Raw genomic sequence first — 22,973 nt, 5'->3', positions numbered from 1 at the left:
TTTTCTATTAAAGATATTTTGCAGTTAATGATTGTTTGTTTTCAAGTAAATCAAGTGGTGTACCTTCAAAAATAATTTGCCCGCCTGAACTACCACCTTCTGGGCCAAGGTCGATAATCCAGTCAGCATTTCGAATAATATCGACATTATGTTCAATCACAATAACGGTATTGCCTTTATTGACGAGTGAGTGAATAATTGCCAGAATATGTTCGATATCTGACATATGCAGCCCAGTTGTTGGCTCATCCATAATATAAATCGAACCTTTTTTATGCAGCTCGTTAGCGAGTTTTAGACGCTGACATTCCCCGCCTGAAAGCGTACTAAGTGGTTGACCAAGCGTGACATAACCAATTCCGACTTCTTCCATTGCCGCGATTTTCTTCAAGATTTTTTTATCCGTGAAAAATTGGAGTGCTTCGGAGACGGTTAATTCTAATACATCACTAATTGTTTTCCCGTCTAGTTTATATTGCAAAACAGAATCTTGGAATCGTTTGCCGTGACAGACTTCGCAAGGTGTACGAATCGAATCCATGAAAGCTAAATCCATCGTTGTGAAACCGAGTCCTTTACAGTTTTCGCAAGCCCCTTTGGAGTTGTAACTAAACAGGGAAGGGCTGACATCATTTTCTTTTCCAAATGCTTTTCGAATTGGATCCATGATGCCCGTATAGGTCGCTGGATTGGAGCGGATATTCGCATGAGCTGCTGATTGGTCGATAACAATCGCATCTGGATATTCTTTTAGAAACACGGAATGAATTAACGTGCTTTTCCCAGAACCAGCCACACCTGTTATCACCGTAAGCACTTCTTTCGGAATGTTTGCTTGAATATTTTTTAAATTAAAGCGGCTACTTTTTTCCGTTGTTAAAAAGCCTTTTGGTGTACGTGGTTTATCGTTAATTGGTAAATGGCGATTGAGGAAACGACCAGTCAGGGTATCAGACTTAAGTAAATCTGCGTAACTCCCGACAAACTGAATTTCACCACCATGTTTCCCAGCGTGCGGGCCAACATCGACAATATGGTCGGCAATTTTAATCACATCAGGATCATGTTCGACGACGAGAATTGTATTGCCTTTATCACGTAATTTCACGAGTAATTCATTTAAACGATGGACATCACGTGGATGAAGACCAATACTTGGTTCATCGAAAATATAAAGTAAATCAGTTAGGCTACTATCCAAATGACGAATCATTTTGACACGCTGTGATTCTCCTCCTGAAAGAGAAGCTGTTTGGCGATCAAGTGTCATATAACCAAGTCCGATATCAATTAAATGTTGCAATCGATCTGTGATACTTTTGACCATCGGAATAGCAGTCGAATCAGTAATGTTCGCAACTGTGTCTGTTAGTTCATCTAATTGCATTGCTGTGAAGTCGGCAATATTCGCGCCGTTTATTTTGCAAGATAAAGCTTGCGCAGAAAGTCGTGTTCCTTCGCAAGTGGTACAAGGTGCGATATGTGTAAATTTATCGACACGTTTTTTCGTAGAAGCAGACATTTCGCCTTCTTTTTGAATGTACAAACGATTGAATTTCGGAATTAAACCTTCGTACGTGGCGTTCATGCTACCCATCGGAGTTTCCAGAAAGACTTTAATATCTTTTCCATGTAAAAGCATGTCGTATTCTTCTTCGGTATAATCTTTTATTTTTTTATTCACATCAAAAAAGCCGGAATAAGCATAGGAATTCCAGTACCATGAATCGACAGAAAACGTCGGAAATAAGATGGCGCCTTCTTTGAGCGATTTATTTGGATCGAGTAATTTGACTAAATCAACCGAAACTTTTTGACCAACACCGTGGCAGTCGGGACACATACCAGCAGGATCATTAAAAGAAAATAGATTTGCTGTGCCGATGCTAGGTTTGCCGACCCGCGAGAAAAGTAATCGCAAAATCGAATTAATATCCGTGATGGTACCAAGGGTGGAGCGAGAGTTACCGCCAAGTCGTTTTTGATCAATAATAACAGAGGTGGAGAGGTTTTCAATTGAATCCGCATCCGGTTGCGAATACTTCGGAAGGAAATTACGAAGATAAGCGCTGTACGTTTCATTTAACTGTCTTTGCGATTCCGTGGCAATAGTTTCAAATACAATAGAAGATTTCCCGGAACCAGATACACCAGTAAAAATAGTGATTTTTCGTTTTGGAATATCTAGAGAAATATTTTGGAGATTGTTTTCACGTGCTCCTCTTAAGCGAATATATTCTTGTACCATACACATACCTCCTGTTTTTTGAGTCGGACAAATATCTTAGCAAAATTGCTCCACAAAAGTCAACCAAAAACCTTGTAAATATTTACAAGGTCAAAATTGGTGGAATATGAAAGTCGCCTGCTTGATAATTTTCAAGTCCATTTGCTAGCGTATAAATAGAAGTTGCTCGTAAATCTTCTTCTAAAAGTCCGGGTGCTGCTTTGGAAACAGTTGTGACTATAGGAAGAGAAATATTTTTTTTATGAAATGATAAGTATTTTTGGCCAGTTTTATTCATGCCGAGTATGCGGATGTAAGGCGAGGTAGGCTGTTCTTTCGCATTTAATAAAATTTGCAAAGCTGTTCGCTGCAATCTGGCATTGCTATATCGTTTTGTTTTTAATCGTTCAATAAAATTGGAAAAACTCTGCGCTTTGGTTGCCGCGTGTTGCATTCGGTTTTGAATGCCTTCACTAACACCACGAATCTCTTCAAGCTCCTCCGAACTAGCTTGAATTAAGCGATACTTAAGCAACGGCCAATAATCTTCCCATGATAAAAATGGCCCTGTATAATTTTTTAAAACTTCGATGGAAGATACAGGGAGATAGCGGCTAGCTTCTTCTGATTTTCCAGCAAGTATTAATTTTCGAATCGCAGTCGCGCTAGCAATTTGATCATGAGTTGCTTCCGCAGCATGGTATTCGGCATGCGCGCGCGGGATTGTTTGCAAGGAGATAGTAGGATTTTGTTTTTGAACAGCCAGTGCGTAATGGAAACCGAGAATGTTGTTTGGTTTAGTGACGTCCAGCAAGTCAGCGCCGAATAAAGTGGTGAAAGCTTCTGTATAAGCTCTCGCATAAGAAATTTTCTTATCAACTAACGCCAGCTGAATTGCCTGATTAAATGCTGCTTCATTTTCGACCACTGTTTTAGCAGCGACCGAAAAATCTTCTGCAACCCCATGTTCGCTTCCAAAAAATAGCGAATCAACATGAAGGGCATCTAAAATCCGAACGGACTCTTCGGCAAAAATAGTCGCATGTTGTGTCGCAAATGAAACCGGAAGTTCAACAACCATATCAACGCCAGCAGCGAGTGCCATCTTTGTTCGTTCCCATTTAGGTAAGATTGCCGGTTCACCGCGCTGCACAAAAGAGCCGCTCATTACCGCAATCACCACATCTGCATTAGTGGACTCACATGCCTTATTTAGATGTAGTTTATGCCCATTATGAAACGGATTATATTCGACCACAATTCCAGTTGCTTTCATTTCGATTCCCTCCTTTAGATAATCTATTTTAGCATAAATTTCCGCCAGTAGTTTTGGTCCCCGAAAAACCATTGACAAAAGCCTTTAAAAAAGCTATAATATTTTGTGTTGCGCTTGGAGTGATGTAGGATGAAATGGTCTATCAGTCAATTGAAAAAATATCGTGACAGCAACTTCACGATTAATGAAAAAGCTGACCTAAAAAAGTTCTTTCAAGAGAACAATATAGACGTTCGTGATGCAAGCCCCGTACAAGTAACTGGGGAGCTTATTGTACACCCAGAAGAAGTTACCGCTAACCTTACAATGAAGGGCGAGTGGACACTTCCATGTGCTCGTACACTTGAGGATGTTGTTTATCCTTATGAAGTGCATGCGACGGAAACCTTTGTGAAATCCAAAGAACAAGTTCTAGATGAATCTTGGCATGTGATGGAACAGGATATGGTCGATTTAACCCCTGTAGTAGAAGAACTTTTACTCGTTGAAATTCCAATGCAAGTTTTCAGTGAAGACGCACTCGAAATGAGTAAACTTCCACGAGGCAATGAATGGGAAATGAAAACAGAAGAAGGCAATCTACTAGAACAAATAGCAAAAGAACCAAAAGTGGATCCTCGTCTTGCGGGACTAGCCAATTTTTTCGATGAGAAAAAAGAAGACTAAACTCCCCGTGAAGCTGGAATATATTAAGGAATTTATTTTTCTTAGATTAACGATACAAGTACTTAGTTATCGTCAAGGAGGTGTAAGGAAATGGCAGTACCTTTTAGAAGAACTTCAAAAGCCAAAAAGCGTAAGCGTCGTACTCACGTGAAACTTCAACTTCCGGGCATGAACGAATGCTCGAATTGCGGCGAATACAGACTTTCCCATCACGTATGTCCAGAATGTGGACAATATGATGGCAAAGATGTAGCAAACAGCTAATATTGTTAAAAACAGGTGACGTTTCACTTGTTGAAAACGAACCTCGAAAGACGCCATGGGTCTTTCGAGGTTTTTGTTTGCGCCAAAAAGTGCAAACAATCGCTACTTCTGATAAAATAAAAGCATTAACCAATATGGAGCTGAACAAAATGGCGAACCAACTAAAGGTCGGGATTATTGGAGCAGGAGCGATGGGTCTTTTATATGCAGCTAATTTTGCTGAAAAAGCAGAGCTCACACTTTTTACCCGCAGAAAAGAACAAAGCGAGCTATTAAACCAAAAAGGGCTTTCTTTAAAAGATAATGTTGAATTTAAAAATATACATATACAAGCAACAGAAATAACAGACACAGCCAAATTGTCCGAACAACAGTTATTAATTGTCGCCGTTAAACAATATTCACTACAAGCAATTTTACCCATATTACAAAAACTACCTGAAACAGTTACGCTGTTATTTATTCAAAATGGGGCAGCGCATTTAGATAGCTTGTCACTACTCGGCGCAAAACGAACTATCTTGCTCGGTATTAGCGAACATGGCGCAGGTCGGGAAAATGATACTACGGTCATTTGGCGTGGTCATGGTAGGACAAAGTATAGTGTGTATCAGGGCGAAGTAAGTGATGATGTAGCTGAAATACTACAATCCAATCCAATTTTCCCTGTTGAGAAACACGATAGTTACTTAGAAATTATCCAAGAAAAATTATTTATCAATGCCGTGATTAATCCACTCACAGCCGTCCTTCAAGTCCAAAATGGAAAACTCCTAGAAAACGAAGAATGGCATGCATTGTTAAAAATAATTGTGAAAGAAATTCAAATGGTTTTACCAATAGAAAATGCATTAGAGAAAGTGGAAACCATTTGCCGAGTGACTGCTACTAATTTTTCCTCGATGGCGCTTGATCGAATGAACAATCGCATGACAGAAATTGATGGAATCGTCTTGCCAATTTTAGCAAAAGGGGAGTCACTTCCTACACTTCGCACGTTATATCATCTAATTAAAGGGTTGGAAGGAGAAAGCAATGTTTGATTGGTTAACAAATTCAACAGCAATTATTATTATATTACCAGTGGTGGTATTTATTTTTACGATGTTTTTTTCCAGTATTAAAATAAAGAAAAGCCAGCGGAGAATTATGTTAGCCGCTGACTTGTCTACTATTTTCTTAATTATCGCCGTTCATTTTTTCATGATTGTGCTATTTAATCGCTCGTTTTTACTATATATTTTACTATTTTTATTTATCTTAGGTATTGCTATCGTTGTGATGGCCGCGAAAAAAGAAGGCGAAATCCAATTCCGTAAAATTTTGCGTGGCTACTGGCGACTGTGCTTCTTCATTTTCGCCTTGCTCTATGTGGTGCTTTATCTATATGGCATTATTTATAGTCTGATTTTACGTTTTTAAGCGGGTTCGTTTCAATCCAAACTTTGCTTAAATCAAAATAGCCATAAGGGTTTTCTGCAATTCCTTTCATCATTGAATGAAGTGACTGGCTTTTTTCAGGATGATGCAAATAAATTAAATAATGATTAGCTGTTAGCCAGCGATCTATCTCTGTTTGCAAGGCGTCTCTTTTGGAGGCGTCTTTTTCTGTTTTAAACACCTCCAGTTTTTTTGTGAGTTCTGCAAGGATAGATGGATTGAACAGTTGTTGCGGTAATAGATAGGGATTGTTGAGAAAGTCCAAATAAGCCATTTCGTTATCGGAAGCCGGAATTTCGCCCATCATCATAAAATCCGTTTCTTGTTCTGGAACTTTCGAGTAAGAAGCTTCATGATGCGTGATAAATTTTTGTTCTAAGTTAATTCCAAATTGTAGCGCCTGTTCCCGAATCCACTTTGCTTCTTTTAAAGCAGTAGGGTGTTGGGTTGAGCCGAATATCACTTTTTCTCCACGGTAATTGGCTTCTTTTAATAAGGCGGCGATTTTTTCAGGGTACTTTTTCGGCGAAATAGATTTTTCGGGAAAATAGTTGGACGCCACCGTGCCATAATTTTCGAAGTCTTGTTCGCTTGCTTTTTGACAATCAATCAGCTGATAAATGGCTTCGCGAAATGCTGGGTGTTGCGGGACGCCATTTCGATGCGTATTGAAACAAATAAAATTAACGCCTACACCAAGTTTGCGCCGTTCTACGTAAGCCGTATTTTCCTCGTAATCAACAGAGGTGAACTGCATTGGGATAGTTTTTAGCGTTGTCCCGGTTTGCGCTGTCCAAAATTCTACTCGGTCAAGAATCGGTCGCTCTAAAAAATAACCATCAAAGGCTTCTAAAACTAAGCGCTCATCATTACGCTCCACTATTCGAAATGGCCCTGTAGAAATCCATTTATATTCATCAAAAATAACGTCACGCGGCAAAATCGCCATATTGGCTGTACATAAATAACGAATTAAAAACGGTTCAGGCTTTTTCAAATGAATAGAAAGCGTGAATTTGTTTAGGCACTTAATCGTTTTAATATCTTGTAATTGCCAAGCGGAAACAGATTTTGTTTGTATGGAACGAAGCAAGCTAAACTTCACATCTTCACTATCAAGCATTCGCCCGTGATGAAATAAAACACTTTTACGTAAATAAAAAGTCCACTCAGTAAAGTCATCGGAAACGTTCCAGTGGTGAGCGATATGAGGGACAATAGCCTTTTTAGTTTCATCATATTTGACGAGTGTATCGCTAATTTGAGTAATGAGAAAGGCTTCCATAGAAACAGAGGTTTTAAGCGGATCTAAAGTGGTGAGTTTGCGGCGAACGATTGAGCGGAGTATTTCTTGTTGATTATCCGTTACTTGTAAGCCGAACATTTGCTGGATTTCAGTGGAGATGCCCGTAAACCAACTTTTGGGAATAGGTAATTGGAGTAAAAATAAAATATCGCTAAAGGCATCTTCTGCTAGGCTTTGTTCTAAAACTGCCAGTACTTCTTCTTCCAGTTGTTTAGGAAAGATAATCCGTGAAACATGTCCCCGGCCAAGTCCTGGAAAATAAGTAAGCAAGTCTTTTGCTTGATATTGTTGTAATTTACGCTTGGCATTTTTAGTCGTACAAAACCAAATATTGGCTAAATCACTTAATTTAAAAGGTGCGTCTAAATCAGTCGTGATGCTGTATAGATATGCCCGCATCGTAAAATAATCTTTATCCATAATTCCGCTCCATTCTAAAAGGGGACAAATTAGCAGAATGAATACCCTTTTTATATGTATGTATCCCTTTTATACTAACAGAGAAGTCAGAAAAATTGCAAATGGAGGGGATGTCATGTTTAGAGAGTTACACCCGAATATTCGGGCGCGGATATTAATTCAATTTTTGAGTAAAGTAATCGGTTCGATGATTTTTCCTTTTATGGCAATTTATTTTTCAATGGAAATCAATAGTGGTGTTGCTGGAATTCTCTTGATGATTAACGTGTTGGCGCAATTTCTTGCGGGTATGTACGGCGGGCATTTGGCGGATATTATTGGTCGAAAGAAATTAATGGTCGCTGGAGAATTGTTAAAAGTGGTTGCTTTTCTTGGGATGGTGCTTTGTAATTCACCATTTTTCCATTCGCCGTGGATGACTTTTGTGATGTTATTAGTTATTGGCGTGGCACAAGGGCTCATTAATCCAGCGGGTGAGGCGATGTTAATTGATGTAAGTACACCAGAGAATCGGTCATTTATGTATTCAGTTAGTTACTGGGCGAACAATTTGTCGATAATGATTGGGATTATTGTTGGTGGGTGGTTTTTTGTGGACTATCTTTTTCCGTTACTTGTGGCACTTTTTGCGATGTCGTTTGTAACAGCGTGGTTAACGATTGCTTGTATATCAGAAACATTGAAACAAAAAGTTATCCCCGAAAAAGGAACGTATGGTTTAATGGGAATGCTGAAAAATTACGGGCAAGTTTTACATGATTATCGTTTTCTTCTATATACTATTGGGGGAATTGCGATTATGTCGATTGAGTTTCAACGAAGTAATTACATCTCGGTTCGTTTGGCGGAAGATATTCAGGGATTGCTTGTGCATTTAGGACCACTTGGGAACATTTCTTTGAATGGCGTACAAATAGTGAGTGTATTAACGGCTGTAAATACTCTGTTTATTGTACTATTCACAGTGCCGATTGCGCGATTTGTGACTAAACGGGCGCAGCAACCTATTATGTACGTAGGTTTTACTTTGTTTGCGGCAGGTTTTGCGGTGTGTGCTTTTGCGAATAATTTGGCGGTATTACTTATCGCGACAGTCGTACTTTCAATTGGGGAATTACTTTACGTACCAACGCGTCAAACGATTTTAGCAGCTATTGTGGATGATAATAGACGTGGGGCTTATATGGCGCTGAATGGCATTGTTTTCCAAGTTGGTAAAATGGTTGGCTCTGTAAGTTTAGTGTTCGCACCATTTATTGGCAAATATGGGATGGGTACTTTTACGATTATTCTTGGGGTTTTAAGTATTGTGTTTTCAGCAGTAGCATTAAAATCTGGCTGGCAAAAAGTACTAGCAAAATGATTTTGGGGTGAAAGTGGGGAATCCCTCCACCGAGCCCCACATTGTTTTTCACAAATAAGAATAGTTGAAAATGGCTTTAAATAGGGATTTGATCATTCTATGTTTTGACTAGAATGATTTTTTTTTGCACTTTTTTAGGTTTTGGGTGGTGCGAAGTGGGGAGATGTGGTAAAGTGGTATGTATGAAAGTGGGTGAAGTCTAATGTTCATGGGAGAATATCAACACAACATCGATATAAAGGGCAGATTAATTGTGCCAGCTAAATTCCGTGAGCTTTTGGGGGATAATTTTGTTATAACCCGAGGACTTGATAAGTGTTTATTTGCTTATCCACAAGAGGAATGGAAAAAGCTTGAAGAAAAGCTCCAAACCTTACCACTTACTAAGAAAGATGCTCGTTCCTTTACACGTTTCTTCTTTTCCGGTGCGTCTGAATGTGAACTAGACAAACAAGGTCGGATTAATATTCCATCCAACTTACTACAGTATGCGGATTTGGAAAAAGAAACAGTAATTATTGGGGTTTCAAGTCGTATTGAAATTTGGAGTAAATCAGAGTGGGACGATGTCTTTAACGAGGCAGAAGAATCTTTTGCTGATTTAGCCGAAAATATGATTGGCTTCGATATTTAAGGAGGGGAATTGCATGTTTAAGCACGAAACCGTACTACTACATGAAACAGTCGATATGCTTGAAGTAAAACCAGACGGAATCTATGTCGATGCAACACTTGGCGGCGCAGGCCACTCCGAGTATTTACTAAATAAGCTTAATGAAAAAGGGCATTTATTTGCTTTTGACCAAGATCAAACAGCAATTGATAATGCAGAAATTAAACTAGCAGATTATAGCGATAAAGTGACTTTTATTAAAGCCAATTTTCGCGATATGAAAGAAGCATTAAACGAGCGCGGAATTGAAGCGGTTGATGGGATTTTATATGATTTAGGTGTTTCTTCCCCTCAATTAGACGAACGAGAACGTGGTTTTAGTTATCACCAAGATGCTGCGCTAGATATGCGAATGGATCAAGAACAAGAATTGACAGCAAAAACTATTGTCAACGAATGGTCTTACCAAGATTTAATCCGTATATTTTTTCAGTATGGTGAAGAAAAATTCTCGAAACAAATTGCTCGTGAAATCGAACGTCGTCGTGAAGTAAAACCAATTGAAACAACCGGCGAACTAGTAGATATTATCAAAACAGCTATCCCGGCGCCAGCAAGAAGAAAAGGCGGACATCCAGGGAAACGCACTTTTCAAGCTATCCGAATAGCCGTTAATGACGAATTAGGTGCAGTAGAAGATTCGCTTGAAAAAGCCTTAACTTTAATAAAACCAGGCGGCAGAATTAGCGTAATTACGTTTCATTCATTAGAAGACCGCATAACCAAGCAATTATTCCAAGAAGCGACAAAAGGACCAGATTTACCACCAGGTCTTCCAGTCATTCCAGATGAATATAAACCAGATTTCAAACTTGCTACAAGAAAACCAATCTTACCAAGTGAAGAGGAACTGGAACAAAACAACCGAGCACGTTCAGCGAAATTACGCGTGATCGAAAAAATTATCAAATAGCAGGAGTTGAAAAAATGTGAGCAATGTCGCCTATAAATCGAATCTCGAACCAAATAGAGTACATAGAGAAGCGGAACAGCCTAAAAAACAAATCCTAAGACGTGGTCAAATGACGCTCGGGGAAAAACTAATCATCACGATTGCGCTTGCGATTGTTTTAGTTGTTGCTTTTCGTATCATTAGTGTACAAGCTCAAATTTACACCGTAAACCAAGAAATTCAAACAAAAGAAACCAAAATTCTCGAACAACAAAAATCAAATGAAGACTTAAAAGTAGAAGTAAAAGATCTAGGGAGATATGAACGTATTTTAAAAATCGCTAAAGAAAAAGGGCTAAAACTTGATGGCGATAATGTGAAAGTGGTAGATGGTCAATGAAACGGCGTATAGGTAACATGAGAAGGGGAGCTCTTGTACTTTTTATCTTTTTCACGATTCTCTTTCTCTTAGTTTCTGGCCGTTTTCTTTATTTGCAAATTACGGGAGAAGCAAATGGAGTTCCACTTGCAGCAAAAGCATCTAAACAACATTTAAAAAGCAGTGTCCTCGAAGCAAAACGCGGCTCCATTTTAGATCGTAAAGGAGAAGTGTTAGCAGAGGATACGGCTTCTTACACGATTGCGGCAGTTGTTAGTGATAAACTTTCCAAAACAACGAAAAATCCAATGCGTGTAGTGGACGAAGAAAAAACAGCGCGCGTACTTGCAAAATACATTCCAATGGATGAATCAGATATTCTAGATAAACTCCAAGAAAAAGGCAAGTATCAAGTCGAATTCGGCGCGGCTGGTAAAAAAATCTCCACAGAAACAAAAGCAGAAATCGACAAAGAAAAATTACCGGGTATTGAATTTACTCGTCAATCCGAACGCTTCTATCCTAATGGAACGTTTGCGACACAATTAATCGGTTTCGCGCAACAAGAAGAAGAAAAAAACACCACTGTTCTAGAAGGCAAAATGGGAATTGAATCCCGTTATAACGATATTTTAACAGGCAAAAACGGCAAGATTGACTACAGTACAGATAGAATGGGTTATATTTTACCTAATTCTAAAAATAAAGTAACCGAAGCAAAAGATGGCAAAGACATCACGCTAACATTAGATAAAAAGATTCAAACCTTTTTAGAAGACACGATGACTACCGTTGACGCAAAATATAAACCGAAAAATATGATGGCTGTTGTAGCTGATCCAAAAACTGGTGAAATTTTAGCAATTAGTCAACGTCCTTCTTTCAATCCAGCTGATCGTTCAACGATTACCGGAAATAGTTCTAGTATTTGGCAAGATTTACCTGTCGAGTATGCTTATGAGCCGGGCTCGGTAATGAAGATTATCTCCCTTGCTTCGGCGATTGATACAAATGCTTATAATGCCAATGATTACTATCAATCGGGTTCTTATAAAGTAGGCGATATTGCCATCCATGACCATAATAACGGAAATGGTTGGGGCTCCATTACGTATCGTGAAGGGGTAGAACGCTCCAGTAACGTTGCCTTCGCTAAACTGCTAAATAAAATGGGTACAGATACGTTTAAAACCTATTTAGATAAATTTGGCTTTGGGAAGAAAACAGGAATTGCCTTACCTAATGAAACAAACGGTAAAATTCTCTATAACTACCCAATTGAAAAAGTAACAACCGTTTTCGGACAAGGGACAACCGTTTCGATGATGCAAATGATTCAAGCGGCATCCGCTATCGCAAGTGACGGCACGATGAAAGAACCGTATGTCGTTTCCAGTGTAAAAGATCCAAGCACAGGCGAAGAAACCAAAACAGAAACAAAAATTGCCGGCAAACCAATCAGTGCAGAAACTGCCAAGAAAACACGTAACGAATTAAAAAACGTTATTAGTGGCCAAAATGGTACTGGTAAATTATATGCAATTCCGGGATATGATGTAGCTGGTAAAACAGGAACATCGCAAATCCCAGATCCAAAAACAGGCAAATACATGACTGGCGCGGATAATTATATATTCTCCTTCCTAGGCATGGCACCAGCGGATAACCCTGAATTAGTTATTTACGTAACAATGCAGCAACCGCAATTATCTGGTAGCCAAACAGGTGGCGAAGCAGTGTCAGAAGTATTTAATCCCGTTATGAAAAACAGCCTACAATACATGAATATTAAACCAGGCGACGTGGAAAAACTAGCTTCTGAAAAAGTACCAGTTGTAGCAGAAAAAACAGTAGAAGAAGCTAAAAAAGCAGTAGAAGATAAAGGTTTGGAACCAATCATAGTCGGTAACGGCAAAAAAATTGTCCAACAACTTCCACAAGCAAATAGCGCCATCATGCAAGGTCAAAAAGTTATTTTAATGACGGATGGCGATATGACTGCACCAAATATGATAACGTGGTCCAAAGACGATGCACTGAAAGTTTCTGAAATAACTGGTATTCCATTTGAGTTTTCTGGGAATGGTTATGTGCGTGAACAAAGTGTCTCCGCGGGTAGCATCATTAATAGCGAAACGAAAATGAAACTAACCCTCGCACCGCCAGCAGATATTGGCGATTTTAATCAAAATCACGATCAAGATACAGCTGAACAAAATAAAAAAGCGACTGACATCCAAGAAAATGCCGGTATCGGCGATTTGCTCAATTAATAATAGGAAGATAGAAGTATGTCAGCTTTACAAAGTGGCATACTTCTAACTTTAAATGCAATCTGTGTCTTTTGTCGTGGTAGCTATACGCTGTTGTTTTTGCTAAGATAGAAAAGGATTCTTTTTGGTTTTAGCAAAACTAACAGAAAGAATAAGTTTGAGGAGATGGCAAGAATGAAGTTAAATGAACTAATGCAAGCTATCCCGGTGTATACTGGCGAGGCGAGTGAAGCAATCGAAATTAGCCAAATCGCCCAAGATAGTAGAAAAGTAAAACCAGGGACACTCTTTATTTGTATAGACGGGGAATTGGTGGATGGACATCAGTTCGCAACACGCGCAGTAGAACTTGGCGCCGTAGCAATCATCGCAGAAAAACCTGTCGACGTTGCGATTCCGGTGTTATACGTTAGAGATTCCAAACGCGCCATGGCAATGTTAGCCGATTATTTTTACGGTTCACCAACCCAAGCATTAAAATTAGTTGGGATTACTGGAACCAATGGAAAAACAACCGTAAGCCATTTAGTAGAACAAATCGTTCGCGAAAATGGCGAGCAAACAGGACTAATTGGTACGATGTATCGCAAAATTGGCGACCAAATTTTAGAAACAAAAAATACAACACCAGATAGCTTAACTTTACAAGAAACATTTCGAGACATGTTACTTAGCGGAGTAAGTACGGCTGTGATGGAAGTATCCTCGCATGCACTTGTTCAAGGTCGTGTCTACGGCTCCGACTATGATGTCGCTGTCTTTATGAACTTATCTCAAGATCATCTAGATTATCACCATACAATGGAAGAATATGCCAACGCAAAAAGTTTATTGTTCGCGCAACTAGGTAATAGCTATCATACAAGTAATCCAAAAATTGCTGTACTCAATGCAGATGATACGGAAAGCGTGCGCATGCAAACCGCAACAGCCGCTCACGTTATTACTTTCGGAATTAAAGAACAAGCTGATTTTAAAGCAAGTAACATTAAAATTACAAGCTATGGTTCCACGTTTGATTTAGCGACACCAGTTGGTAATTTCGCTTTGAAAATAAAAATGATTGGGAACTTCAGCATTTATAACGTATTAGCAGCAATTGCCACTAGTTTCGCACTACATATTCCAATCGAAAAAGCGATTGCGACCGTGGAAACTATACCAGGTGTCAAAGGCCGTTTCGAACTCGTACACGCAGGGCAAGATTTCCCTGTCATTGTCGATTATGCCCACACACCAGACGGATTGCTAAACGTTTTACAAACGATTGATGAATTTGCAGAAAAACGCGTTTTTGTCGTTGTTGGCTGCGGCGGCGACCGTGACAAAGGAAAACGACCACAAATGGCCAAAATTGCTGTTGACTATGCAACAAACCCTATTTTCACATCCGATAATCCACGCAGTGAAAATCCACATGCGATTATTGAAGATATGATTCAAGGCGTTCCAGAAAGCAATTCTTACATTGTTCATGAGAACCGCCGAGATGCCATTCGTTTTGCAATAAACGAGGCGAAAACAGGGGATGTTATTCTGATCGCTGGAAAAGGTCACGAAGATTATCAGTTGATTGGTGACGAGGTTATTGATTTCGATGATCGCGTCGAAGCTCGAATAGCTATTGAAAAAAAACTCGGACTCGCATAAAATATGAAGTGAAGTGCTTTGACAAACAGATTGGGGAGAATTTATTGTGTCTTTATACATGTTAGTATCAACATTTGCAGTGGCTTTTATCATTACCGTGATAGGTGTCCCACTATTTATACCATTTTTGGTGAAATTAAAATTCGGCCAAAGTATTAGAGATGAAGGTCCGAAAATGCATGAAAAGAAATCAGGAACGCCAACGATGGGTGCGGTTGTATTCATTATCGCCATGCTGGTAAGCTTTTTGATCTTTTCGTTCATCAGTGGGGAAGTTAGTGCGGCTACTTGGCTACTATTTATCGCGCTGGCATTATTTGGCGCATTAGGTTTTCTGGACGACTATATCAAAGTAGTTCAAAAGCGTAATTTAGGTCTTACTTCGAAACAGAAGTTTTTAGGTCAAGTTGCGATTTCGATTTTATTTTATCTTGTGTATCATTTTAGTAGCTTTGCCGAAACGCTTAATATTCCATTTACGAATATAGAAGTGGATCTTGGCTGGTTCTTTGTTATCTTCATTTTGTTCTGGTTAGTTGGTTTCTCCAATGCAGTTAATTTAACAGATGGTTTAGACGGACTTGTATCTGGTCTATCTGTGATTGCTTTTTCTGCTTTTGGTGTGATTGCTTTTTACCAAGAACAAATGGATGTTGCGATTTTCTGTTTTGCAATTGTCGGCGGTATGCTTGGATTTCTACTATTTAATAAAAATCCAGCGAAAATCTTCATGGGAGATACCGGCTCACTTGCACTTGGCGGAAGTATCGCAGCAGTTTCTATTTTAGTACATCAAGAATGGCTGTTACTGTTAATCGGAATTATTTTCGTGATTGAAACAGCGTCTGTTATTTTACAAGTATTTTACTTTAAGGCAACTGGAGGGAAACGAATTTTCCGTATGACACCAATTCATCATCATTTTGAACTTGGTGGCTGGTCCGAATGGCGTGTCGTTTTAACGTTCTGGGGAATCGGACTAATCGGAGCAATTATCTCCGTCTGTGTAGTCATCTTTTAAATAATGCGCCGCGATTTTTGCGGCAAAAGCGTCTCTAGTTAGCTGTTTTTTACAGAATCTGGTTGGCGCTTTCCGTCGTTTTTATGAATCTCATAAATGCGACCGCCAATTTTGATATAAATGGGGGAACCAAAGGAAATGAAAAAAATTGAAATGTACCATCACAAAAAAGTGCTTGTCTTGGGTCTTGCAAGAAGTGGTGTTAGCGCGGCAACAATTATGCATAAACTGGGAGCGTTTGTTACAGTTAACGACCAAAAACCTTTTAGCGAAAATCCAGAAGCACAAGGCTTGCTTGAACAAGGAATTAAAGTCATTTGCGGTTCGCACCCGATTGAACTTTTGGATGAGGGATTTGAGCTTGTAATAAAAAACCCTGGAATTCCATACAACAACCCAATGATTGAAAAAGCGTTAAAACTAAAAATTCCAGTCATCACAGAAGTGGAATTAGCATACCAAATTTCTGAGGCACCTATTGTCGGAATCACAGGAACAAATGGTAAAACAACGACAACAACGATTATTCACCATATGTTAAATGCACATAAAGAAAATAGTTCTTTACTAGCAGGAAACATTGGTTTTCCAGCATCCGCTGTTGCTGAAAATGCGACAAGTGATCAATATATTTCGATGGAATTATCTTCGTTCCAATTAATGGGCGTAGAAACATTCAAGCCGCACATTTCGGTAATCACGAATATTTATGAAGCGCATTTAGATTACCATACAGACCGTAGTGAATACGTGCAAGCAAAATGGCACATCCAAAAAAATCAAACAGCCGATGATTTCCTAGTAATTAACTGGGATCAAGAAGAGCTGAAAAACCTAACAAAACAAACAAAAGCACAAGTTATTCCATTTTCAACAACGCAACGTTTAGGGCAAGGCAGTTACGTACAAAATGGAAATATTATGTTCAACGATGAAGTGATTGGCGCACGCGATAATATTTTACTTCCTGGAGAGCATAACCTAGAAAACGTTCTTGCATCCGTTGCTGTAGCGAAGACATTAGGCGTTTCAAATGAAGAAATCATGCGTGTTTTAGAAACATTTAAAGGCGTAGAACATCGGACGCAATTTGTTGTCGAATGGCAAGGTCGCAAGTTCTATAACGACTCCAAAGCAACCAATATTCTTGCAACACAAAGCGCATTAAAAGGGTTTAAAAATCCAGTTGTTTTATTAGCTGGCGGGTTAGACCGCGGTAATTCGTTCGATGAATTATTACCATTTTTCAAAAATGTAAAATCTTTAATTGTCTTCGGTGAAACAGCGGATAAAATTGGCCGCGTTGGGAAAATTGCAGGCATTGAAGTGCATTATGTCGATGATGTTGCGGCGGCTGTTCCAGTTGCGTATCGTGAATCTGCACCAGGAGATATTATCTTACTTTCACCAGCATGTGCGAGTTGGGATCAATACCGGACATTTGAAGTTCGCGGGAATGCTTACATGGATGCGATCAGCGAGCTAATAGAAGAGGTGGAAAAATGAAAGTAGCAATAAGTGGTGGCGGTACTGGTGGACATGTTTATCCAGCGCTTGCCTTCATCAGAGAATTAAAAAAAGTACATCCAGAAGCGGAGTTCTTATATATTGGAACTGAAAAAGGATTAGAAGCAGGTATCGTTAAACGCGAAGGCATTCCTTTTGAAGCCATTGAAATTACTGGTTTTAAACGTTCCTTATCTGTCGAAAATATTAAAACGGTCATGCGCTTTTTGAGCGGGGCTAAAAGAAGCAAACAGATTTTACGCGATTTTAAGCCCGATGTAGTTATCGGTACAGGTGGATATGTTTGTGGCCCAGTTGTTTACGCAGCGGCAAAATTAAAAATTCCTACTTTAATCCATGAACAAAATAGTGTTGCTGGCTTAACGAATAAATTTTTAAGCCGTTACACCGATAAAGTAGCGATTTGTTTTGAAGAAGTAAGCGATTCTTTTGCATCAGAAAAAATCGTTTTTACTGGGAATCCACGTGCTTCAGAAGTAGTTGGAGTTGACTCAGAAGGTGCACTTGAGGCATATGGACTTGTTTCCGGAAAGCCAACTGTCCTTGTTTTTGGAGGTAGTCGAGGAGCGCGCGGCGTGAACGAAGCAGTCGAGGCCATTTTACCAGAATGGAACAATCGTGATTTTCAACTGCTTTATGTAACCGGTGAAGTACATTATGAAAAAATAAAAGATGCTTTAGCCGAGCTACATTTAGGCAATCATATTAGCGTTCAACCATTTATTTATGATATGCCGAAAATTTTAAACGCGGTGACATTGGTTGTTTCAAGAGCAGGAGCGACAACACTCGCAGAACTGACAGCGCTTGGAGTACCAAGTATTTTGATACCAAGTCCTTACGTAACAGCGAATCATCAAGAAAACAACGCGCGTGCATTAGAAAAAAATAATGCAGCAATCGTAATTACAGAAGCAGAATTAAAAACTACCGATTTAATGGCGACCGTTGATTCCATTTTGAATGACGAAGCAAAATTAAACAGCATGAAACTAAGCGCCAAGCAAATGGGACGCCCTGATGCAGCCGCGAAATTAGTGGAAGCTGTACTAAGTATTATGAAATAAATCGCAGAAAGGAGCGAATAAAATGGCAGAGAATAAACGAGTGATTTCTATTGAAAATCGTATTCCAGAACTTAAAAAATACCGCAAAAAAAAATTAGTACGACATCTAGCCATTTTAATCGGAATTTTTGCGATTTTGATAGCTATTACGCTTTATTTTCTTTCACCGCTCAGTAAGTTGGATAAAATTACTGTAAGTGGCAATAAACAACTTACTGAAAATGAAGTACGAAAAGAAAGTGGACTTAGAATGGGTGAGTTTGTTATCGGTATAAGAAATGGTAAAACCGAAGATACACTTAAGAAAAATACGCTCATTAAAGATGCGACCGTTTCTAAAGAGGGTTTAAATGATGTCCAGATCAACATTACCGAATTTAAAACAATCGGCTATCAACAAAAGGACGGAAAATACTACGATGTGCTTGAAAGTGGTATTATGCTAACGGATCAACCGCGACAATTTCCTATCGGTAATGATTTGCTCTTCCAAAATTTTGAAAACGGCAAAACCCTCGAAAAAATGGTACAACAAATTAATAAATTACCAAAAGAGGTCGTTAGCTCCATTTCGGAAGTGATTTATAGTCCAACAGATAGCGACAAAAGCCATATCGAATTATATATGAATGATGGCAACCAGGTTTCCGCAGACATCAGTACTTTTGCAGAAAAGATGCAACACTATCCAGCCATCGTCGCGCAACTAGCAAATGGCCAAAAAGGTGTTATTGACATCGAAGTTGGTTCTTATTTCCAAAGTTATTATCAACAAAATGCTGAGAAAAAAGCAGCCGAAGAAAAAGCTGAAGAAGAGAAAAAATCAAACCAATAATACAATCATTCTTCGTGCTAACTTTTGGCAAATTTATAGGTAACAGATGTTTCAAAAAGGTAACAAAATGGTGACCTTAGACCAAGGGATACCAACACTTGTTCGCTTTTTGAATAAAATGAAAAAAATATCCTAAGAATTTGCCAAAAATTGTTCTTTGTGCTTTTATTACCTTCTTTCTTAGTGTAGACTGTAAATAAGTGATTTTGTATGTTAGGCAGAATGGGCAATCATTCTACACTGACGCCATAAAAATAAAGAAGTTTTATAGCTTTTTCAAGCAAGTTAAAAAACCGGCTTTTGCTCGGTATAAAAAATGAAATAAATAAATCTTAAATGACTAGAATAAAAGGAGGTGCCGATAAATGGGTGATAGCGAAATTTATGTAAGTTTAGACATTGGAACAGCTTCTGTGAAAGTAATCATCGCAGAAATGGCTGACGATAGACTCAATATTATCGGTGTTGGGAATGTCGAATCTTCCGGAATCAAAAAAGGGATCATTATCGACATAGACAAGACTGTAGAATCCATCAAAAAGGCAATTGAACAAGCAGAAAGAATGGTTGGCGTAGAAATCTCTCAAGTAATCGTTGGGGTAGTATCCAATCAGGTACATTTAGAGGCTTGCCGAGGAATTGTGGCAGTAGGTAGCGAAAACCGTGAAATTGCAGATGAAGATGTCTGGAATGTATTGGATGCCGCTCAGGTTGTTCCTCTATCTCCTGAAAGAGAAATTATTAATACCATTCCAGATCAATTTGTTGTGGATGGGCTAACTGGGATTACAGATCCGCGCGGAATGATTGGCGTACGTTTAGAAATGGAAGGCACATTAATTACTGGTTCAAAAACAATTTTACATAATACATTACGTTGTGTGGAACGTGCAGGACTTGAAATTTCTGATATTGCTTTACAACCACTTGCCGAAGCATCGATTTCTTTATCAGAAGATGATAAAGAATTTGGAACGGCACTCGTGAATGTTGGCGCAGGAACGACAACGGTTAGCGTGTTTGAACAAGGACGACTAACGTATACTGGTGTTATTCCAGTTGGTGGAGACAATATCACGAAAGACTTATCACTTGGACTTAACACATCAACTGCCAATGCAGACCGCGTTAAATTAGAGCACGGTTACGCATTTTATGATGATGCTTCTCCAGATGAAGTTTTTGCTATTGATGTTATCGGCAGCGACCAAAAACAACATTTTACACAAGTGGAAGTAGCAGATATTATCGAAGCGCGTATGGAAGAAATTTTCCAATTAGTAGTAGAAGAACTAACACGAGTTGGCAAAACGCATCTTCCAGGAGGTTATGTACTAACTGGTGGCTCGATGGCTATTCCGGGCGCAATTGATTTGGCTGGAAAAACATTAGCAGCACACGTTAGACTAGCGATTCCTGATTATATTGGTGTTCGTGAACCATCCTTTACAACCGCAGTAGGCTTAATTAAATACGCTTACCAAATGGCTGAGTTAGAAGGACGCGATGTAAGCTCGACTGCAAGCGAACCTCGCTACGACGACGAAGCACCAAAACAAAAACAAGCTAAACCAAAACAAAAGAAATCAGATGACGAAAAAGTATCTACAAAAATGAAGAATTTTTTCGGCGCATTTTTTGAATAAAAGCGAATAGCTGGTATATCAGCAAGAAAATCGTATCGTATAAATCGGCAAATAGGAGGCAATAATATGTTAGAATTTGACACTAGTTCAGAAAGTTTGGCAACAATTAAAGTAATCGGTGTTGGCGGCGGCGGTAATAACGCTGTAAACCGTATGATTGAGCATGGTGTTCAAGGAGTAGAATTTATCTCCGTTAATACAGACGCTCAAGCACTTAACTTAGCAAAAGCAGAAACAAAACTACAAATCGGTACAAAATTAACGCGTGGTCTAGGCGCGGGTGCTGTACCTGAAATTGGTAAAAAAGCAGCAGAAGAAAGCCGCGAACAAATTGAAGAAGCTTTAAAAGGCTCTGATATGGTATTCGTAACTGCTGGAATGGGCGGCGGAACTGGAACTGGTGCTGCACCTGTTATCGCTCAAATCGCAAAAGAAATGGGCGCGCTAACTGTTGGTGTTGTCACACGACCATTCGGTTTTGAAGGACCAAAACGTACAAAACAAGCCCTAGCTGGGTCAGAAGCAATGAAAGAAGCAGTAGACACGCTAATCGTGATTCCTAACGACCGTTTACTTCAAATTGTTGATAAAAATACACCAATGCTTGAAGCTTTCCGTGAAGCAGATAATGTTTTACGTCAAGGTGTACAAGGGATTTCTGATTTGATTGCCGTTCCTGGTTTAATTAACTTAGACTTTGCCGATGTAAAAACTATTATGACTAATCGTGGTTCTGCCCTTATGGGAATCGGTATCGCAACTGGTGAAAACCGTGCTGCCGAAGCTGCGAAAAAAGCCATTTCTTCTCCACTTCTTGAAACTTCCGTTGATGGAGCAAAAGGGGTCCTAATGAATATCACTGGTGGATCTAACCTTAGCCTTTATGAAGTACAAGAAGCTGCAGAAATCGTATCTAGCGCATCTGACGAAGATGTAAACATGATTTTCGGTTCTGTTATTAACGACGAATTACAAGACGAATTAATTGTTACTGTTATCGCAACAGGTTTTGACGAAGAAAAGCAAGCGCAACAAGCACAAGCTAATCGTCGTCCAAATCAATCCATTCAAGTAAATCGTCCTAACTATGCTGTACAAGACGAACAACAAAATGATTATGCGCAAAACGCGCCACAACAAGCAAATGCACCTGTTCATGAACAACAAGCTGAACCACAACAAAATAGTTCAGATGTTGATGTACCAGCATTCATCCGTAACCGTAATCGTCGCGGATAATACTTATAACACAAATTCACCCGGCCACTTTTGAAGCTTTGCCAAGTGACCGGGTATCTGATTATAACAAGAAGTGTTTTAAATAAAGCGCTTCGGGAATTATATAAGGTGATTAAAAATGACAAAACAAGCTAATTTAGAAAAAGTAACGGCACAAATCGAGCACGCCTGTGAAGAAAGTAATCGCGAGCCGAAAGATGTAACGTTAGTAGCTGTTACAAAAACGATCGATGTTGCTGGAATCACGGAGCTTTATGATTTAGGTATTCGCCACTTTGGTGAAAATCGTGCCGATGTTTTCCTAGAAAAAACAGTAGCACTTGCAGATAAAGACGACATTTGTTGGCATTACATTGGCTCTTTGCAAACGCGTAAAGTAAAAGATGTATTACCAAAAATCGATTATTTGCACTCGCTTGACCGATCATCGCTTGCAAAGGAAATCGAAAAGCGCGCTACTAAACCAGTTAAATGTTTTCTGCAAGTAAATATTTCTGGTGAAGAAAGCAAGCATGGTTTTTCGAAAGAAGAGGCGCTATCTTTTTTACAAGAAGCGGATTTTACGTTCATTGAGATTGTTGGTTTAATGACAATGGCACCAATTACTAATAGTGACATAGAGCTGCATCACGTATTTCATGAGTTAAAGCAATTGCAGCAAGAAATTCATGCGCTTCAGTTAAAAAACATTCCATGTACAGAGTTATCTATGGGGATGACAAATGACTACGGAATTGCGATTACAGAAGGTGCAACATTTATACGAGTAGGAAGAGCTTTGGTGAGTGACGATAATATGGAGGTGTAAC

At 39.1% G+C, this 22,973-nt stretch carries 20 protein-coding genes; 17 read left to right on the top strand and 3 right to left on the bottom strand.

What is annotated here, in order from left to right; translation table 11 throughout:
- Positions 1–7 precede the first annotated feature (7 nt).
- Together HCJ55_RS01295 and HCJ55_RS01290 are read right to left on the bottom strand one after the other, a co-directional pair.
- Entirely contained in the window at positions 8–2,248 is a 2,241-nt protein-coding gene (locus tag HCJ55_RS01295; protein WP_185516716.1) for an ATP-binding cassette domain-containing protein, read from the bottom strand.
- Between the two features lie 82 nt (positions 2,249–2,330).
- Positions 2,331–3,503 carry a nucleotidyltransferase gene (locus HCJ55_RS01290; protein WP_185516714.1) on the bottom strand — a complete coding sequence of 391 codons (1,173 nt, stop codon included), beginning with the start codon at positions 3,501–3,503 and terminating at the stop codon, positions 2,331–2,333.
- A 129-nt stretch (positions 3,504–3,632) separates the two neighbouring features.
- Here HCJ55_RS01290 and HCJ55_RS01285 point away from each other — a divergent pair, with 129 nt between their 5' ends.
- The 4 genes from HCJ55_RS01285 (at position 3,633) to HCJ55_RS01270 (ending at position 5,855) form a co-directional block, all read left to right on the top strand.
- The gene (locus tag HCJ55_RS01285) at positions 3,633–4,169 is read left to right on the top strand and encodes a YceD family protein (RefSeq protein ID WP_185504011.1); all 537 of its coding nucleotides are present in this window, start codon (positions 3,633–3,635) and stop codon (positions 4,167–4,169) included.
- A gap of 90 nt (positions 4,170–4,259) precedes the next feature.
- Positions 4,260–4,433 (top strand): 50S ribosomal protein L32, encoded by a 174-nt coding sequence (gene rpmF / locus HCJ55_RS01280; protein ID WP_003726143.1) that lies wholly within the window; start codon positions 4,260–4,262, stop codon positions 4,431–4,433.
- A 149-nt stretch (positions 4,434–4,582) separates the two neighbouring features.
- On the top strand, positions 4,583–5,476 hold the full coding sequence (locus HCJ55_RS01275) for a 2-dehydropantoate 2-reductase (RefSeq protein ID WP_185506168.1): 894 nt from the start codon (positions 4,583–4,585) through the stop codon (positions 5,474–5,476).
- Positions 5,469–5,855: a DUF3397 domain-containing protein gene (locus HCJ55_RS01270; RefSeq protein ID WP_008948355.1), complete on the top strand. Its 387-nt coding sequence runs from the start codon at positions 5,469–5,471 to the stop codon at positions 5,853–5,855. The genes HCJ55_RS01275 and HCJ55_RS01270 overlap by 8 nt, the downstream gene beginning before the upstream one ends.
- Here the strand turns inward: HCJ55_RS01270 and HCJ55_RS01265 are convergent.
- Positions 5,827–7,599 (bottom strand): SgrR family transcriptional regulator, encoded by a 1,773-nt coding sequence (locus tag HCJ55_RS01265; RefSeq protein WP_185516712.1) that lies wholly within the window; start codon positions 7,597–7,599, stop codon positions 5,827–5,829. The genes HCJ55_RS01270 and HCJ55_RS01265 overlap by 29 nt on opposite strands.
- A gap of 115 nt (positions 7,600–7,714) precedes the next feature.
- Between HCJ55_RS01265 and HCJ55_RS01260 the strand changes: the two genes are divergently transcribed.
- From HCJ55_RS01260 to HCJ55_RS01200, 13 genes are all read left to right on the top strand, one after another.
- Positions 7,715–8,962 carry an MDR family MFS transporter gene (locus HCJ55_RS01260; protein ID WP_185504009.1) on the top strand — a complete coding sequence of 416 codons (1,248 nt, stop codon included), beginning with the start codon at positions 7,715–7,717 and terminating at the stop codon, positions 8,960–8,962.
- Positions 8,963–9,164: 202 nt separating this feature from the next.
- On the top strand, positions 9,165–9,596 hold the full coding sequence (mraZ, locus tag HCJ55_RS01255; protein ID WP_003723756.1) for a division/cell wall cluster transcriptional repressor MraZ: 432 nt from the start codon (positions 9,165–9,167) through the stop codon (positions 9,594–9,596).
- A 13-nt stretch (positions 9,597–9,609) separates the two neighbouring features.
- The gene (gene rsmH / locus HCJ55_RS01250; protein ID WP_185516710.1) at positions 9,610–10,548 is read left to right on the top strand and encodes a 16S rRNA (cytosine(1402)-N(4))-methyltransferase RsmH; all 939 of its coding nucleotides are present in this window, start codon (positions 9,610–9,612) and stop codon (positions 10,546–10,548) included.
- Positions 10,549–10,564: 16 nt separating this feature from the next.
- The gene (gene ftsL, locus HCJ55_RS01245; protein WP_008948351.1) at positions 10,565–10,927 is read left to right on the top strand and encodes a cell division protein FtsL; all 363 of its coding nucleotides are present in this window, start codon (positions 10,565–10,567) and stop codon (positions 10,925–10,927) included.
- Entirely contained in the window at positions 10,924–13,179 is a 2,256-nt protein-coding gene (locus HCJ55_RS01240) for a penicillin-binding protein (RefSeq protein WP_185516708.1), read from the top strand. The genes ftsL and HCJ55_RS01240 overlap by 4 nt, the downstream gene beginning before the upstream one ends.
- A gap of 174 nt (positions 13,180–13,353) precedes the next feature.
- On the top strand, positions 13,354–14,829 hold the full coding sequence (locus HCJ55_RS01235; protein ID WP_185516706.1) for a UDP-N-acetylmuramoyl-L-alanyl-D-glutamate--2,6-diaminopimelate ligase: 1,476 nt from the start codon (positions 13,354–13,356) through the stop codon (positions 14,827–14,829).
- 46 nt (positions 14,830–14,875) lie between these two features.
- Positions 14,876–15,850 (top strand): phospho-N-acetylmuramoyl-pentapeptide-transferase, encoded by a 975-nt coding sequence (gene mraY, locus HCJ55_RS01230; protein ID WP_185501973.1) that lies wholly within the window; start codon positions 14,876–14,878, stop codon positions 15,848–15,850.
- A 138-nt stretch (positions 15,851–15,988) separates the two neighbouring features.
- Positions 15,989–17,356 (top strand): UDP-N-acetylmuramoyl-L-alanine--D-glutamate ligase, encoded by a 1,368-nt coding sequence (gene murD / locus HCJ55_RS01225; RefSeq protein ID WP_185516704.1) that lies wholly within the window; start codon positions 15,989–15,991, stop codon positions 17,354–17,356.
- Positions 17,353–18,444: an undecaprenyldiphospho-muramoylpentapeptide beta-N-acetylglucosaminyltransferase gene (murG, locus tag HCJ55_RS01220; protein ID WP_185501975.1), complete on the top strand. Its 1,092-nt coding sequence runs from the start codon at positions 17,353–17,355 to the stop codon at positions 18,442–18,444. The genes murD and murG overlap by 4 nt, the downstream gene beginning before the upstream one ends.
- Before the next feature lie 22 nt (positions 18,445–18,466).
- Complete coding sequence (locus HCJ55_RS01215) at positions 18,467–19,279, top strand: cell division protein FtsQ/DivIB (RefSeq protein WP_185516702.1); 813 nt, start codon at positions 18,467–18,469, stop codon at positions 19,277–19,279.
- Positions 19,280–19,644: 365 nt separating this feature from the next.
- Complete coding sequence (ftsA, locus tag HCJ55_RS01210) at positions 19,645–20,925, top strand: cell division protein FtsA (RefSeq protein WP_008948344.1); 1,281 nt, start codon at positions 19,645–19,647, stop codon at positions 20,923–20,925.
- A 66-nt stretch (positions 20,926–20,991) separates the two neighbouring features.
- Complete coding sequence (gene ftsZ, locus HCJ55_RS01205) at positions 20,992–22,164, top strand: cell division protein FtsZ (RefSeq protein ID WP_008948343.1); 1,173 nt, start codon at positions 20,992–20,994, stop codon at positions 22,162–22,164.
- A gap of 118 nt (positions 22,165–22,282) precedes the next feature.
- Positions 22,283–22,972, top strand: coding sequence for a YggS family pyridoxal phosphate-dependent enzyme (locus HCJ55_RS01200; RefSeq protein WP_185501977.1), 690 nt, complete (start codon positions 22,283–22,285; stop codon positions 22,970–22,972).
- Position 22,973: the final 1 nt, after the last annotated feature.

It is taken from the genome of Listeria marthii (assembly GCF_014227425.1).
In the GTDB taxonomy this organism is placed as follows: Bacteria; Bacillota; Bacilli; order Lactobacillales; family Listeriaceae; genus Listeria; species Listeria marthii.
The sequence above is the reverse complement of the archived record's forward strand: the minus strand, read 5'-3'. Positions and strand labels throughout refer to the sequence as shown.

Excerpts from the sequence above, each read along its gene's own strand:
- HCJ55_RS01295 (WP_185516716.1), bottom strand. The coding sequence starts at position 2,248 with ATGGTACAAGAATATATTCGCTTAAGAGGAGCACGTGAAAACAATCTC.
- HCJ55_RS01290 (WP_185516714.1), bottom strand. The coding sequence starts at position 3,503 with ATGAAAGCAACTGGAATTGTGGTCGAATATAATCCGTTTCATAATGGG.
- HCJ55_RS01285 (WP_185504011.1), top strand. The coding sequence starts at position 3,633 with ATGAAATGGTCTATCAGTCAATTGAAAAAATATCGTGACAGCAACTTC.
- rpmF (WP_003726143.1), top strand. The coding sequence starts at position 4,260 with ATGGCAGTACCTTTTAGAAGAACTTCAAAAGCCAAAAAGCGTAAGCGT.
- HCJ55_RS01275 (WP_185506168.1), top strand. The coding sequence starts at position 4,583 with ATGGCGAACCAACTAAAGGTCGGGATTATTGGAGCAGGAGCGATGGGT.
- HCJ55_RS01270 (WP_008948355.1), top strand. The coding sequence starts at position 5,469 with ATGTTTGATTGGTTAACAAATTCAACAGCAATTATTATTATATTACCA.
- HCJ55_RS01265 (WP_185516712.1), bottom strand. The coding sequence starts at position 7,599 with ATGGATAAAGATTATTTTACGATGCGGGCATATCTATACAGCATCACG.
- HCJ55_RS01260 (WP_185504009.1), top strand. The coding sequence starts at position 7,715 with ATGTTTAGAGAGTTACACCCGAATATTCGGGCGCGGATATTAATTCAA.
- mraZ (WP_003723756.1), top strand. The coding sequence starts at position 9,165 with ATGTTCATGGGAGAATATCAACACAACATCGATATAAAGGGCAGATTA.
- rsmH (WP_185516710.1), top strand. The coding sequence starts at position 9,610 with ATGTTTAAGCACGAAACCGTACTACTACATGAAACAGTCGATATGCTT.
- HCJ55_RS01240 (WP_185516708.1), top strand. The coding sequence starts at position 10,924 with ATGAAACGGCGTATAGGTAACATGAGAAGGGGAGCTCTTGTACTTTTT.
- HCJ55_RS01235 (WP_185516706.1), top strand. The coding sequence starts at position 13,354 with ATGAAGTTAAATGAACTAATGCAAGCTATCCCGGTGTATACTGGCGAG.
- murD (WP_185516704.1), top strand. The coding sequence starts at position 15,989 with ATGAAAAAAATTGAAATGTACCATCACAAAAAAGTGCTTGTCTTGGGT.
- murG (WP_185501975.1), top strand. The coding sequence starts at position 17,353 with ATGAAAGTAGCAATAAGTGGTGGCGGTACTGGTGGACATGTTTATCCA.
- HCJ55_RS01215 (WP_185516702.1), top strand. The coding sequence starts at position 18,467 with ATGGCAGAGAATAAACGAGTGATTTCTATTGAAAATCGTATTCCAGAA.
- ftsA (WP_008948344.1), top strand. The coding sequence starts at position 19,645 with ATGGGTGATAGCGAAATTTATGTAAGTTTAGACATTGGAACAGCTTCT.
- ftsZ (WP_008948343.1), top strand. The coding sequence starts at position 20,992 with ATGTTAGAATTTGACACTAGTTCAGAAAGTTTGGCAACAATTAAAGTA.
- HCJ55_RS01200 (WP_185501977.1), top strand. The coding sequence starts at position 22,283 with ATGACAAAACAAGCTAATTTAGAAAAAGTAACGGCACAAATCGAGCAC.